This is a genomic window from Streptomyces sp. NPDC001816 (assembly GCF_042892235.1).
Lineage (GTDB): Bacteria > Actinomycetota > Actinomycetes > Streptomycetales > Streptomycetaceae > Streptomyces.
In genome coordinates, this window is sequence record NZ_JBIATY010000003.1 from 352208 (window position 1) to 366052 (window position 13845).

Sequence of the window (13845 nt, forward strand, 5' to 3'; positions counted from 1 at the left end):
TCCTCACTCTCTCGCCACCCGCACCTCCCCGTCCGTCCCGCCCCCGCCGACCGCGAGCGCGCCGTCCCGGTCCGTACGCAGGACCACCGCCCCGCCGGCCCGCAGCGCGGCGACGGTCGCCGGTGCCGGGTGGCCGTAGGGGTTGTCGGCGCCGCAGGAGATGAGCGCCACCCGCGGGGCCGCCAGCCGTATCAGGTCCGGGTCCTGATAGGCCGAGCCGTGATGGGCCACCTTCAGCACGTCCACTCCCGCCAGCCGGGCCGCCGCCGGGGAGCGCAACAGAGCCTGCTGAGCGGGGGGTTCGAGGTCCCCGAGAAGCAGCATCCGCAGTCCGCCGGACCGGACGAGCAGGGCGACACTGGCGTCGTTCGGTCCATCCGGCTCCGGTACCAAGGCCTGCCCCGGGGCCGGGGCGGCGGGTGGCCACAGCACCCGCCAGGCCAGCGGTCCGCTGCGGCGCTCCTCCCCGGCCACGGCCCGGGTGAGCGGGATGTGCCGCTCGGCAGCCTCCCTTCTCACGAACTCGGCCTGCTCCGCCGGTTCTTCGAAGTCCGTGGTCTCGATCGCGGCCACCGAGCGGCCCCGCAGGACACCGGGCAGCCCCGTGACGTGGTCGGCGTGGAAGTGGGTCAGGACGACCAGGGGGATGCGGGTGATGCCCAGCTCCCGCAGGCAGTGGTCGACCAGCGTGGGGTCGGGTCCGGTGTCCACGACCACCCCGGCCCCCTCGCCGGCCGCCAGCACGGTCGCGTCGCCCTGCCCGACGTCGCACATCGCGTACCGCCAACCCGGCGGCGGCCAGCCCGTGATCACCCGGGTCAGCGGCGCCGGGCGCACCACCACCAGAAGAAGCAGTACCCCGAGCGCACCGCACCACCAGGGGTGCCGCAGCAGGCGCCGGCCGGCCACGACGACGGCCACGGTGACCGCCGTGAGCAGCAGCGCCCCGGGCCAGCTCCCCGGCCAGTCCACTCCCGCTCCGGGCAACGCCGCCCCGGTCCGGGCGATCTGCGCAATCCATCCGGCGGGCCAACCGGCGCACCAGGCCAGCACCTTGGCCGCCGGCATCGCCACCGGCGCCGTGGCGAGCGCGGCGAACCCCAGCACGGTGGCCGGCGCGACCGCCACCTCGGCCAGCAGGTTGCAGGGCACCGCCACCAGACTCACCCGGGCCGACAGCACCGCGACGACCGGCGCGCACACGGCCTGTGCGGCGGCGGCCGCGGCCAGTCCCTCGGCGAGCCGGGCCGGCACCCGGCGCCGCTGCAGCGCCTCGCTCCAGCCGGGCGCCAGTACGAGCAGCGCACCGGTGGCCAGCACGGAGAGCAGGAAGCCGAAGCTGCGGGCCAGCCAGGGGTCGTACAGCACCAGCAGGAGGACGGCCGTGGCCAGCGCCGGGACCAGGGATCTGCGGCGCCCCGTCGCCAGGGCGAGCAGGGCGACCGCCCCGCAGGCCGCGGCCCGCAGCACGCTGGGGTCGGGCCGGCACACGATCACGAAGCCGAGCGTGAGCGCTCCCGCGAGCAGGGCGGTGGCCCGCAGCGATAGCCCCAGGCGCGGGGCGAGTCCGCGGCGCTCGACGCGCTGGGCGAGACCGGGCGGCCCGATCAGCAACGCGAGCAGGATCGTGAGGTTGCTGCCCGAGACGGCGAGCGTGTGCGCCAGGTCCGTCTCCTTGAAGGCGTCGTCCAGTTCGGGTGTGATCCGGGAGGTGTCGCCGACGACCAGCCCGGGAAGCAGCGCCCGGGCGTCCGCCGGCAGTCCTTCGGTCGCCTCCCGCAACCCGGCCCTGAGCCGGCCCGCCAGCCGCTGCGGCCCGCTCGGCCCCGCGACGACTTCCGGCACGGGCTCGCTCCGCACCCGCAGCACGGCCGCTGTCCGGTCACCGCCCGTCAGGGCGGGCGCCAGCCGGGCGTTCACCCGCAGCCGGGTGGACGGCAGCAGCCCGAGCCAGCCCGGGCGCGCACCGCTCGTGCCCCGCACTCCGGTCGCGTCCCCCGTGGGAGGGGCGCGCGGCGCGGGCACGTCGGTGTCGACGACCATCAGCACCGGAGTCCGCGTCCGTACCCCGGCCCCGTCGCCCTCCGCCACGCGCCGCACCTCCGCCCTGACCAGCACCGCCACGGGCGCCGCGTGATCACCCCGCACCCGTGGCCTGCTCAGCCAGGGGTCGCCGGTCAGCTCGACCTCGGCGGTCACGGTCGCGGACCGCCGCGCCAGCTCGGGCACCGGCCCGCGTCGCACATCCGCCCCGTGCAGGCCGGCGGAGGCGGCGGCCGCGGCCACGCACAGGAGCACGGCGGCGACCGGGGCACGGGCCCAGGCGAACCGGACGGACACCCCGACCGGTCTCCCCCACCGCCGGGCCGACAGCAGGACTGCTCCGGCGAGCACACAGGCGAGAGAGAGGCCGGCACTCCATCCCGGCGGAGCATCGAGGGCCAGGGCAGCTGTCGCCCAGGCCGCGAGTGCCGGGGGCACCAGACGGAGGTCGGTCGGGGTCGGCGGCGGCTGCTCGGAGGGGGCGCTCATGGCTGCACCATGGTCCGCAGGTCGGAGAAGCGGCGGGCGCCGATGCCGTTGACCTGGCGCAGCTCGTCCACCGAGCGGAAGCCGCCGTGCCGGGTGCGGTAGTCGATGATGTGCTGGGCCAGCACGGGGCCGACTCCGGGCAGGGTGTCGAGCTGGTCGGCGGTCGCCGTGTTGAGGGAGACCGGGGCAGCCGGTCCCGTCCCCGCCGGTCCGGAAGCCGCACCGCCGCCCGGCCCGGGCGGGCCGGCCGCCGCTCCGGCGGTCGCGCCGACCAGGACCTGCTCGCCGTCCACCAGGAAGCGGGCCCGGTTGAGCCCCTCGGTCCTCGCACCGGGCCGCACCCCGCCCGCCGCCCGCAGCGCGTCCGCCACCCGCGAGCCGGCCGGCAGCCGCCGGATCCCGGGCCTGCGGACCTTGCCGCTGACGTCGACGACGATCTCCCCGCCCGGCTTCGCCGAGGCGCTCACGGCGCCACCGGGCTTCGCGTCCTCTTCCTTCCCGGCGAACGGCGTCTCGGCACGCACCACTTGGGGAGGGCTCACGGTCTGTGTCCGCCCGGCCCAGAAGTGCTGGACGGCGAACACGGCGGCCACCACGAGCACCACGGTGAGCGCGACCACTCCCCGCCGCTCCACCCCGCACCGCACCTGCAACCACACCGGCAACCGCTCCCGCAGAGCGAGCCCGGCCCGCTCCCGCAGGCCCGGCACTACAGGCTCCGTCGGCTCCGAATGAACTGCCGGGTCGGCCAGTTGCTCGTCGGGCGCTTCAGCCGGCCTCGGCTCGGTGGTCGGCAGGCGAGCCCCGGCGGATTCGAGCAACCCCGTCCTCAACCCGGGCGCCGGCCCCACCGCCATCGCCGTACGCGCCGACTGCCGCCTCTGTGGCGGTGCGTTCCCCGGGTCCCGCCACTGCACGGCTCGTTCGCCGAAGAGGAGTTCCGCGCGGCGGCGCAGCTCATCCGCGGGTGCGGGCACGCGGTGACGGGCGCGGCGACGGTCGGCGGGATGGTGGCGGACGCGCCCGTCGGAGGTGGGGCCACGGCCCGGTCCGCTGGTCGGGGTGGCGGTGCGTGAGCGTGATCGAAGTGCCATGCGACGAGGATGGAACATCTCGCCACTTCACGATGATCTTGGTCAATTCCCGGGGATTACCGCCCGGTTGTGGAGAACTCCACCACTCACACGAGTGACAGCAGCCCGGGAAACGGGGGTGTCAGCGCGGCGAGACGACCGCTCCCAGCAGCCCGGGCCCGGTGTGCGCTCCGATCACCGCCCCGACTTCGCTGACATGCAGCTCGGACAGCCCGGGCACGCGCTCCCGCAGCCGGTCGGCGAGGGCGGCGGCCCGCTCGGGGGCGGCGAGATGGTGGACGGCGATGTCGACCTCGGCGCCGCCCGCCCGGTCGGCCACGATCTCCTCGAGGCGGGCGATGGCCTTGGACGCCGTACGGACCTTTTCCAGCAGTTCGATGCGGCCACCGTCCAGCTGGAGCAGCGGCTTGACGGCCAGTGCGGAACCGAGCAGGGCCTGTGCGGCGCCGATGCGACCGCCGCGACGCAGATAGTCGAGGGTGTCGACGTAGAAGTAGGCGGAGGTGCCCGCGGCCCGCTTCTCGGCCGCCGTCACGGCCTCGTCCACCGTGCCGCCGGCCTCCGCGGCCTCGGCCGCGGCGAGCGCGCAGAAGCCCAGCGCCATCGCGACCATCCCAGTGTCCACCACCCGCACCGGCACCGGTGCCTCACGCGCCGCGAGGACCGCCGCGTCGTAGGTGCCGGACAGCTCGGCGGACAGATGCAGGGAGACGATGCCGCTCACGCCGGACTCGGCGACCCTGCGGTAGGTCTCTGCGAACATCTGGGGGCTGGGGCGGGACGTGGTGACCGGGCGCCGCTTCTGCAACGCCTGGGCCAGGGAACGGGTCGAGATCTCGGTGCCCTCTTCGAGCGCCTGGTCGCCGAGGACCACGGTCAGGGGCACCGCTGTGATGCCGTGACGCTCCATCGTCCGCGGCGGCAGGTAGGCCGTTGAATCGGTGACGATAGCGACATGGCGGGACATGAGCTGGAGGTTACCTGCCGTAGCGCTCGCGCGGCAGCCCAGCCCCTGTCTGCCGGTCCGGAAGCGGACCGGTCATGTGGTGCTCTCGGGGCGCGGCTTCTTCTCCCAGGGGTAGGAAGGGCGCTGTGCCGGCGGGGTGATCGCCCGGGCCGCCGGCGCATCGGCGGTGCGGGAGCCGGGTGTTTCCTGCCAGGTCTGCTGCTGCGCCTCGGGGCCGTCGGCGGCGGCCGGCGCGTCGGGCCACGGCGGGGGTGCCGGAGTGGGCTCGTCCCGCGTCCAGTGGCGAAGAGCCCCGGCCTCGACGTCGATCTGGGCGCTGAGCGAGTCCAGGTCGTCCTCGGAGAAGCGGCTGGCCCGGTCGCGGGCGGCCCAGCGCAGGGAGTCGGCGGACTTGGTGATGCGCTCGGTGCGGCCGCGCAGCTCGGGCAGCCGTGCGGCGAGCGTGGCCCGGTCCGGCTCGGACTCCAGACGCTTGAGGTCGGCGTCCAGCTCACGGCCGTGCACGCTGAGCCGCTCGAAGAGGCCGAGGGACTCCTTCAGCGACTCGTCCTCGGGCACGCCCGCGTGCAGGGCTTCCTGGGTGGCGCGCATCGAGGTGCGCAGCGTGAGCCGCAGCTGGGCGATCTCCCCGGCCGGGCCGACCTGGGCGAAGGACTTGGCACGCAGCGTGTGGTCCTCGACCGTGCGTCTGGCCTGCGCGATCGTACGGTCCACTCCGCGCTTGGCGGCGCCGAACGCCTTGATCGTGACGAAGGCGCCGAGGCCGACGAAGAGCAGGAAGAGCAGGGCGAACACGGTGATCACTGCTTCCATGACGCTTCTCCTCCGCCGGATGCGGCACAGCCGCTGTGTTCTCCACGGTAAACGCAGCGGGCAGGCCCGGAGTTCCAGAAAAACCCCGAACCTGCCCGTAGGGGACTACCCCGACGCCGGATTCCCCCGGCGCCCGGGACCCCGGGTGTTCCGGTACTGGGATGTCCGCTCAGACGTCGTCTCAGGCCGTAACGATGTTGACCAGCTTCGGCGCCCGCACGATCACCTTGCGGATGCCCGCGCCGTCCAGCGCCGCGACGACCTTCTCGTCGGACAGCGCCACCTTCTCCAGCTCCTCCTCGGAGATGGCCGGCGGCACCTCCAGGCGGGCCTTGACCTTGCCCTTGATCTGGACCACGCAGGTCACGGTCTCGTCCACCACGTACCGCGGGTCGGCGACCGGGAAGTCCTGGTGGACGACCGAGTCGGTGTGGCCCAGCTTGCGCCACAGCTCCTCGGCGATGTGCGGGGACAGCGGGGCGACCAGCAGGACCAGCGGCTCGGCGACCGACCGCGGCAGGGCGCCACCGCCCTTGGTCAGGTGGTTGTTCAGCTCGGTGACCTTGGCGATGGCGGTGTTGAAGCGCAGGCCCTCCAGGTCCTGGCGCACGCCGTCGATCGCCTTGTGCAGGGCACGCAGCGTGTCCTCGTCGGGCTCGGCGTCGGTGACGGTGACCTCGCCGGTGTTCTCGTCGACGATGTTGCGCCACAGCCGCTGCAGCAGCCGGAACTGGCCGACCACCGCACGCGTGTCCCAGGGCCGGGAGACGTCCAGCGGGCCCATCGCCATCTCGTACAGGCGCAGCGTGTCCGCGCCGTACTCGGCGGCGATCTCGTCCGGAGTCACCGCGTTCTTCAGGGACTTGCCCATCTTGCCCAGCAGCCGGGTGACCCGCTCGCCCTCGTAGTAGTGCGCGCCGTCGCGCTCCTCCACCTCGGCGGCCGGCACGGCGATGCCGCGGCTGTCGCGGTAGACGAAGGCCTGGATCATGCCCTGGTTGAACAGCTTGTGGAACGGCTCAGCGGAGGAGACGTACCCCAGGTCGTACAGGACCTTGGACCAGAAGCGCGCGTACAGCAGGTGCAGCACGGCGTGCTCGGCGCCGCCGACGTACAGGTCGACACCGCCGTGCGGCTGGCCCTCGCGCGGGCCCATCCAGTACTGCTCGATGTCGGGGTCGACCAGCTTCTCGCCGTTGTGCGGGTCCAGGTAGCGCAGCTCGTACCAGCAGGAACCGGCCCAGTTGGGCATGGTGTTGGTCTCGCGGCGGTACTTCTTCGGCCCGTCGCCCAGGTCCAGGGTGACGTTGACCCACTCCTCGTTGCGCGACAGCGGCGTCTCGGGCTGGGTGTCGGCGTCGTCCGGGTCGAAGGTGCGCGGCGAGTAGTCCTCGACCTCCGGCAGCTCCAGCGGCAGCATCGACTCGGGCAGCGCGTGGGCGATGCCGTCCTCGTCGTAGACGATCGGGAAGGGCTCGCCCCAGTAGCGCTGGCGGCTGAACAGCCAGTCGCGCAGGCGGAAGTTGACGGTGCCCTCGCCGATGCCCTTGCGCGCCAGCCACTCGGTGACGCGCGCCTTGGCCTCGGCGACGGGCAGGCCGTCCAGGGAGATCTCGTCGTTGGCGGAGTTGATGATCTTCGCGTCGTACGACCCGAAGGCGTCCTCCCACGTCGAGGTGTCGGTGCCCCGGCCGTCGGTCGGCTCGACGATGCAGTGGATCGGCAGCTCGAAGGCGCGCGCGAACTCGAAGTCGCGCTGGTCGCCCGCCGGGACGGCCATGATCGCGCCGGTGCCGTAGCCCATCAGGACGTAGTCGGCGATGAAGACCGGGATCCGGTCGCCGTTGACCGGGTTGGTCGCGTACGCGCCGACGAAGACGCCGGTCTTGTCCTTGGCCTCGGCCTGGCGCTCGACGTCGGACTTCGAGGCGGCCTGCGCGCGGTAGGCGGCGACGGCCTCGGCCGGGGTGGCGTGGCCGCCGGTCCACACGTCGTGGGTGCCCTCCGGCCAGGCGGCCGGGGTGAACTTGTCGACCAGCGGGTGCTCGGGGGCCAGCACCATGTAGGTCGCGCCGAACAGGGTGTCCGGGCGGGTGGTGAAGACCGTGATGCGCTCGCCGTCGATCGGGAAGTCGACGCGGGCGCCCTCGCTGCGGCCGATCCAGTTGCGCTGCTGCAGCTTGATGGCCTCGGGCCAGTCCAGCTCCGCCAGGTCCTCCAGCAGCCGGTCCGCATAGGCGGTGATGCGCATGTTCCACTGGCGCAGCTTGGCCTTGAAGACCGGGTAGTTGCCGCGCTCGGAGCGGCCGTCGGCGGTGACCTCCTCGTTGGCCAGCACGGTGCCCAGGCCGGGGCACCAGTTGACGGGCGAGTCGGAGGCGTAGGCCAGGCGGTACTCGCCCAGGACGTCGGCGCGCTCGGTGGCGGTCAGCTGGTTCCAACCGCGCCCGTGGTCGCCCGGTACGGCGCGCTCACCGGACTCGAACTGGGCGATCAGCTCGGCGATCGGGCGGGCCTTGCGGGCCTCGTCGTCGTACCAGGAGTTGAAGATCTGCAGGAAGATCCACTGGGTCCACTTGTAGTAGTCCGGGTCGATCGTGGCGAACGACCGGCGCTTGTCGTGGCCCAGGCCCAGCCGGCGCAGCTGGGACTTCATGTTGTTGATGGCCGCCTCGGTGGTGACGCGGGGGTGCTCGCCGGTCGCCACGGCGTGCTGCTCGGCGGGCAGGCCGAAGGCGTCGAAGCCCAGGGTGTGCAGGACGTTGTGGCCGGTCATGCGCTGGAAGCGGGCGTAGACATCGGTGGCGATGTAGCCCAGGGGGTGACCGACGTGCAGGCCCGTACCCGAGGGGTACGGGAACATGTCCATGATGAACTTCTTGGGCTTGGCGACCAGCTCGGGGTCGCCGGCCAGGTCGCCCTTCGGGTTCGGCGCCGCGTAGGTGCCGTCGACGTCCCAGAAGTCCTGCCAGCGTGCCTCGATCTCGGCAGCCAGGGCGGCCGTGTAGCGGTGCGGCGCGGCCACCTCGGCGGGGGCAGCGGGGTTCGTCTCGCTCATGATCCTCAAAGCTCCATCGATCGTCTCTGCCTGCGGCTGTGTCCTTGAGAAACGAAAAAACCCCTCGCACAGGAGGGGACGCCGCGCCGATGCCGACCCGCCCGGCTCGACCGGGGGTCGGTACTGATCAGCGCGGCCCGCTAAGCAGAAGGCGTACGGCACGCATGGCGCTAGGGTACCGCAGCCCTTGAGCAAGCGGCGACGAACGTCCGTATGCCATGTGGACATGCCACGAACCCGACCAGAACTGAACGAAGGTCAAAGATTACTTCGCGTAACACCCACTAAAGGGCATCGGCACGGTCACATTGTCCTTTGATAACAACGCAATAACTCAAACCTCGTACTGATCGGTATGGCGCCACCTAGAGTTCGGCAGCGGGACCGCCTTCCCGAAACTGCTCGGAGTTGCCCCCATGAACCCTCGTCGTAGTAACAGCTCACTCCCCAAACCGGGCCGGTCGGCCTATGGGGTGGCGACTGCTGTCGTCCTGCTGCTCATACCCGTGGTTGTGGTGTACGGAGGCGGCTGGCTCCAGGACTTCCTGAACTTCGGTGCGGGCGTCCTGTCGCTCGTCAGCCTCACCTGTTCGGTGATCTGGGGTCTGGTCACGCAGGACCGGCTCATCCTCAACACCCGTCAGCGGATCGTCGCCCAAGCCATCCACCGGGTGCTCGCGGTGGCCTCGATCGCGTTCCTCCTGGTGCACATCACGATCAAGCTGGCTCTGGGACACACCGTCCTGATCGCCGCGCTGATCCCCTTCAGCCTCGGCGTCGCGGGCAGCGGGGGGCTGATCGGCCTCGGCTCGCTGGCCGCCCTGCTCATGATCTTCGTGGGTGTCACCGGCGCGCTGCGCAACCAGTTCGCCTCCCCGGCCCCGGTGGCGGCGCGCTGGCGCGCCATGCACATGCTGGCCTACCCGGCCCTGTGCGCGGCGCTGATCCACGGCCTGTTCGCGGGGCGCGCCGCGAAACCGTTCTTCATGATCTCGTACGAGTTGTGCCTGGTCGGCATCATGGCCGCGCTCGCGCTGCGGGCCGCGCCGCGCCCGTTCAAGCGCAAGGTCGCCGACCGGATCGTCGCACTCATCGGCACCGAGGAGCGGCAGGGCCTCGAGGGCCTGGAGGCGAGCCGCTCCCGGGTCACCGAGTCCGGCCCGCAGGGCTTCGAGGGCCGACGCGAGCCGAAGGCCGCGCCGGCCGAGAGGCCGGCCCCCGCCGCCTCGTCGCTGTACCAGACCCCCGCGAGCCCGGCACCCGAGCCCGCGTCCGGCTTCGCGGCGGCCTACCGCGCGGTGTCCACTCCGGGACCCCAGCAGCAGTCGTACGCGGCCGGCCAGACCACACGCATGGACCTGCCGCTGGATCTGCAGGCCACGGAGGCGATGCCGCGCGTGGACGGCCCGTCCAGCACCTCGGGGAACTGGCCGATCCCGTCCCCGCCGCCGGTCGGCGAGGCCCCGCCGTCGGCGTACGACCCGCTCCAGGACACGGGATACACCATCCCGGTCTACGGCAATTCGGGCACCGGTGGATACGGCGGAAGTGACATGTACGACACCGGTGAACCGAACAACCTCTATGGCACGTACAACTCGGGTGACACGTTCAACAGCGGTCCCGCCACAGAACCAAACCCCGGCACCTCGTACGAGACGCCGGGTTCGGGCGAACCTTGGAACACGCCTTCCGGAGGCTATAGGTGAACGAGGCCCTGCCCGACGTACCCGAAGTCCGCGTGGTCGGACTTCCGCAGCTCACGTCGGGCTTCGACCTTGTGGAGCGGCTCGACCTGCCCATGCATCTGAAGGTGCACGGGCCGCTCGACCCGCTGAGCGGCGAGAAGCTCGCCCAACTCGCCGAGGCCATCAACCTCAAGGGCCGCGGCGGCGCGGGCTTCCCCTTTCACAAGAAGCTGCGATCGGTCGCCGAGTCCGCCATCAAGCGGGGGGTGCGGCCGGTCGTCGTCGTCAACGGCAGTGAGGACGAGCCGGCCTGCCGCAAGGACACGGTGCTCATCAACCGTGCCCCGCACCTCATCCTGGACGGCGCCCTGCTGTGCGCCGAGGCCCTCGGCGCCCGCACGCTCGTGATCGGGGTCACCCGGGAGTCCACCCAGCGCTCCATGGAGGCCGCGCTCGCCGAGCGCGGCCTGAGCAACAGCCGCAGATCGGCACTGCGCGCGTGGGTGCAGCGCAACCCCGTGCGCATGGTCACCGGCGCAGCCGCGTCGCTGATCCGCTCGGTCGACGGCGGCCCGGCGATCCCGCCCGGCCGCAAGATCAGCGCCTCGCAGTCCGGCGTCGGCGGGGCGCCCACCCTGCTGTCGAACGCGGAGACGTTCGCGCAGCTGGCCATCGCCGCCCGCATCGGCCCCGAGCGCTACGGCAACACCGGTCTGTACGACGAGCCGGGCACCGTCATGCTGACGGTCTCCGGCGCGGTCGCCCGCCCGATGGTGCTGGAGGTCCCGACGGGCGTGCCGCTGCGCTACGTCCTGCAGCTGGCCGGCGCCCCGCCGGTGCCGCAGGGCGTGCTGACCGGCGGCTACCACGGCAAGTGGATCGACGCGGCCACGGTCAACGAGGCGATCGTCTCCCGCAACTCCCTGGACGCGGTGGGCGGTGCGCTGGGCGCGGGCGCGATCCTGCCGATCACTCAGGAGACCTGCCCGCTGGGCGAGTCGCTGCGGGTGGCCCAGTGGCTGGCCGAGGAGAGCGCCGGCCAGTGCGGTCCCTGCTATCTCGGACTGCCCGCCGCCGCGCGCGGTATGGAGGACATCCTCAACGGCGGCGGACCCGCCGCCCTGGAGGCGCTGAAGCAGGTCGCGAAGAACGTGAAGCGGCGCGGGGCGTGTTCGCACCCCGACGGCTCCGCGATGTTCCTGGAGTCGACCATCAAGGCGTTCACCGACGACCTGGCCGCGCACGTCCTCGGAAACGGCTGCGGACGGCCCGTGGAGGGCGTTCTGCCGCTCTTCGAGGGAGGCAGGGCCCCTGCGGGCATCCCGGGCGGCTCAGAGGCCGAGGAGAGCGGCTCCAGCCGCCAGAAGATCTACGTCGACTGGACGCTGTGCCGGGGCCACGGTCTGTGCGCCGACATCCTCCCGGAGGTCTTCGAACTGGGCGCGGACGGTTTCCCGACCGTGGCGCAGGCACAGGTGCCGCGCTACGCGGAGGCGAAGGCACTGCGCGCGGTGCGCCGCTGCCCGGCGCTGGCGCTGCGCATCGAGGAGGACACGCGCGGGCAGGCGCCCTCGCGCAACCTGCCCGTCCTGTCCCAGGGCCGCGGCCGCCGCGCCCTCGGACGCTGAGCGAAACCGATGGCGGTCACCCGGCTCGGGTGACCGCCATCGGCCTGCCTCGGAAATAGTGCAGAACACGCCGAAGGCGGACCATCCGTTCGGATGGTCCGCCTTCGACTTCTGTGGAGCTAAGGAGAATTGAACTCCTGACCTCCTGCATGCCATGCAGGCGCTCTACCAACTGAGCTATAGCCCCTTGCCTTGTTCCGCCCGGTTTCCCCGGCGGCGACGCCAACATTACACGGTCCCTGGGGTGCAGCACCAAATCGATTTCCGCTCTGCCCTTGTACGGGAGCTAATGTCTGCTTTCGTGACCCTGATCGCGTTCGCCGGAGCCCGGCGCCGGGTGCCGGTGGCCGTGGGTGCGTGCCTGGTGTCGTTCACGGCGTTCTGGCTGGCACAGCGGGCCGCGCACGTGACGATGATCGACCTGATGGTGTACCGGGCCGAGGGGGCCGCCGTCCGCGCGGGAGGCGACCTGTACGCGCTGCGGGCGACCGCCGCGCACCTGCCCTCCACCTACCCGCCGTTCGCGGCCCTGCTGTTCACCGCGCTGACCCTGCCGGACCCCCTGACGCTGCGGATGTTGGCGACGGCGGGGAATCTCGCCCTGCTCGTGGTGTTCGTACGGCTGTCGCTGAAACTCGTCGGCCACGCGCGCGCGGAGAGCGTCTGCTGGGTCGCGGCGGTGGCCGTCTGGTGCGAGCCGGTGTGGACGACGCTGCGCTACGGCCAGGTCAACCTGCTGCTGGCCGCCCTGGTGCTGTGGGATCTGACCCGTCGCCCCGCCAGTGGGTACGGCCGTCTGGCCGGGGCGGGGCTCGGGCTCGCCGCAGCGGTCAAGCTGACCCCCGCGCTGTTCCCGGCGTTCCTGCTCGCCACGGGTGTCGTGGCCCGGCTCGGGGGCGGGGAGGGCCGGCCCTGGCTGCGGCACGCGCGCGGGGCCGCCGCCGCGTTCGCCGGGGCGACGCTGCTCGCGGCGGCCGCGCTGCCGTACGACTCGTGGCGGTTCTGGACGGACACGGTGTTCCGCGCGGACCGGGCCGGGCACGTCGAGGACACCGCGAACCAGGCCCTGCGCGGCGTTCTGGCCCGTCTGCTGCACACACCCGACCCGGGGGCCCTCTGGGTCGCCGCCGCGGCCGTGGCGGCCGTCCTGGGGCTCGCGACGGCGGTGACGGCGGAGTTGCGGGGGATGCGGCCCTGGGCGGTGTGCACCTGCGCGGTCACGGCACTGCTGATCAGTCCGGTGTCGTGGACGCACCACTGGGTGTGGTGCGTGCCCGTGGTGCTGCTGCTGTGGACGCGCGGACACCGGGCGGCCGCCCTGGGCACGGCGCTGGTCTTCTGCTCGTACGCCCCGTGGTGGGTGCCGCACGGCCCGGGACGGCCCGAACTGCATCAGACGGGCATCCAGTTGACACTGTCGGCTCTCTACGGAGGGTCCGTCGCACTGTTCCTCGCGCTGGCCCGGACATCGTTGCCGAGCCCGCGGCCGCGGTCAGCGGCGCGTCAGGCGGTCACGAAGGAGTAGAACCTCTTGAGCGTGCAGTGCTCCTCGAGCAGCCGGCCGTAGATCGGCTCGCCCTCCAGCTCGCGGTAGGTCTCGATCGGGTCGCCTTTTATGATCAGCGCCCGCGCGCATTCCTCGCACCAGTACTGGTAGTCGGGGTTGATCGGTTCCATGTCCCGGACGATCGGCGTACCGCTGCCGCACCAGTCGCACCTTCGCCTGTGTGCACCCATCGATCAGCTCCAGCTGTGGCCGCAGGCCGTGCACACGTAGGAGATTCCGCCGTTGTCCCCGAGAACCTGGGCGACACGCGCGGAACCGCAGGAAGGGCAGCTGAGCCGGGTTGCCGTGTCCCGTATCAACGCCGCACCGAGGAGGTGGCCGCCCTCCTCAAGGATGCTCGCAGGCATCGCTACTCCTCCCGTCGGGCCGCGTCCCCTTCCGGCCGTTTGATTCTGCCACGGCCGGACCAATACGGTCAGCGACGCCTCAGTACCAGTCCGGACACGGGTCTCGGCGCGGGCGCCTCCACGGAGGGATACGAGCGCAGGGCCACGAGTG

Annotated in this window: 10 protein-coding genes and 1 tRNA gene; 3 read left to right on the top strand and 8 right to left on the bottom strand. The window is 72.3% G+C overall.

Annotation, left to right across the window (positions count from 1 at the left end):
- Positions 1-3: 3 nt before the first annotated feature.
- The 5 genes from ACFYZZ_RS12645 to leuS form a co-directional block, all read right to left on the bottom strand.
- The gene (locus tag ACFYZZ_RS12645; RefSeq protein ID WP_389174525.1) at positions 4-2532 is read right to left on the bottom strand and encodes a ComEC/Rec2 family competence protein; all 2529 of its coding nucleotides are present in this window, start codon (positions 2530-2532) and stop codon (positions 4-6) included.
- A complete protein-coding gene (locus ACFYZZ_RS12650) occupies positions 2529-3626 on the bottom strand; it encodes a helix-hairpin-helix domain-containing protein (RefSeq protein ID WP_389174527.1) in 1098 nt (365 codons plus the stop codon). The genes ACFYZZ_RS12645 and ACFYZZ_RS12650 overlap by 4 nt, the downstream gene beginning before the upstream one ends.
- A 121-nt stretch (positions 3627-3747) precedes the next feature.
- Positions 3748-4593 carry a DegV family protein gene (locus ACFYZZ_RS12655; RefSeq protein WP_389174530.1) on the bottom strand — a complete coding sequence of 282 codons (846 nt, stop codon included), beginning with the start codon at positions 4591-4593 and terminating at the stop codon, positions 3748-3750.
- A gap of 72 nt (positions 4594-4665) precedes the next feature.
- Complete coding sequence (locus ACFYZZ_RS12660) at positions 4666-5406, bottom strand: hypothetical protein (protein WP_389174533.1); 741 nt, start codon at positions 5404-5406, stop codon at positions 4666-4668.
- A 181-nt stretch (positions 5407-5587) separates the two neighbouring features.
- On the bottom strand, positions 5588-8464 hold the full coding sequence (leuS, locus tag ACFYZZ_RS12665; protein WP_389174536.1) for a leucine--tRNA ligase: 2877 nt from the start codon (positions 8462-8464) through the stop codon (positions 5588-5590).
- A gap of 416 nt (positions 8465-8880) precedes the next feature.
- On the opposite strand from leuS, the gene ACFYZZ_RS12670 reads away from it, so the two are divergent.
- Entirely contained in the window at positions 8881-10173 is a 1293-nt protein-coding gene (locus tag ACFYZZ_RS12670) for a cytochrome b/b6 domain-containing protein (protein WP_389174538.1), read from the top strand.
- Entirely contained in the window at positions 10170-11780 is a 1611-nt protein-coding gene (locus tag ACFYZZ_RS12675; protein ID WP_386571863.1) for an NADH-ubiquinone oxidoreductase-F iron-sulfur binding region domain-containing protein, read from the top strand. The genes ACFYZZ_RS12670 and ACFYZZ_RS12675 overlap by 4 nt, the downstream gene beginning before the upstream one ends.
- A gap of 114 nt (positions 11781-11894) precedes the next feature.
- Here ACFYZZ_RS12675 and ACFYZZ_RS12680 read toward each other — a convergent pair.
- Positions 11895-11967, bottom strand: a tRNA-Ala gene (locus ACFYZZ_RS12680).
- 114 nt (positions 11968-12081) lie between these two features.
- Between ACFYZZ_RS12680 and ACFYZZ_RS12685 the strand changes: the two genes are divergently transcribed.
- A complete protein-coding gene (locus ACFYZZ_RS12685; RefSeq protein ID WP_389174543.1) occupies positions 12082-13305 on the top strand; it encodes a glycosyltransferase 87 family protein in 1224 nt (407 codons plus the stop codon).
- On the opposite strand, the gene ACFYZZ_RS12690 is transcribed toward ACFYZZ_RS12685, so the two are convergent.
- Both ACFYZZ_RS12690 and ACFYZZ_RS12695 read right to left on the bottom strand, forming a co-directional pair.
- Complete coding sequence (locus tag ACFYZZ_RS12690) at positions 13284-13517, bottom strand: hypothetical protein (protein ID WP_386571860.1); 234 nt, start codon at positions 13515-13517, stop codon at positions 13284-13286. The genes ACFYZZ_RS12685 and ACFYZZ_RS12690 overlap by 22 nt on opposite strands.
- A 3-nt stretch (positions 13518-13520) precedes the next feature.
- A complete protein-coding gene (locus ACFYZZ_RS12695; protein ID WP_386571858.1) occupies positions 13521-13694 on the bottom strand; it encodes a hypothetical protein in 174 nt (57 codons plus the stop codon).
- Between the last annotated feature and the right edge of the window lie 151 nt (positions 13695-13845).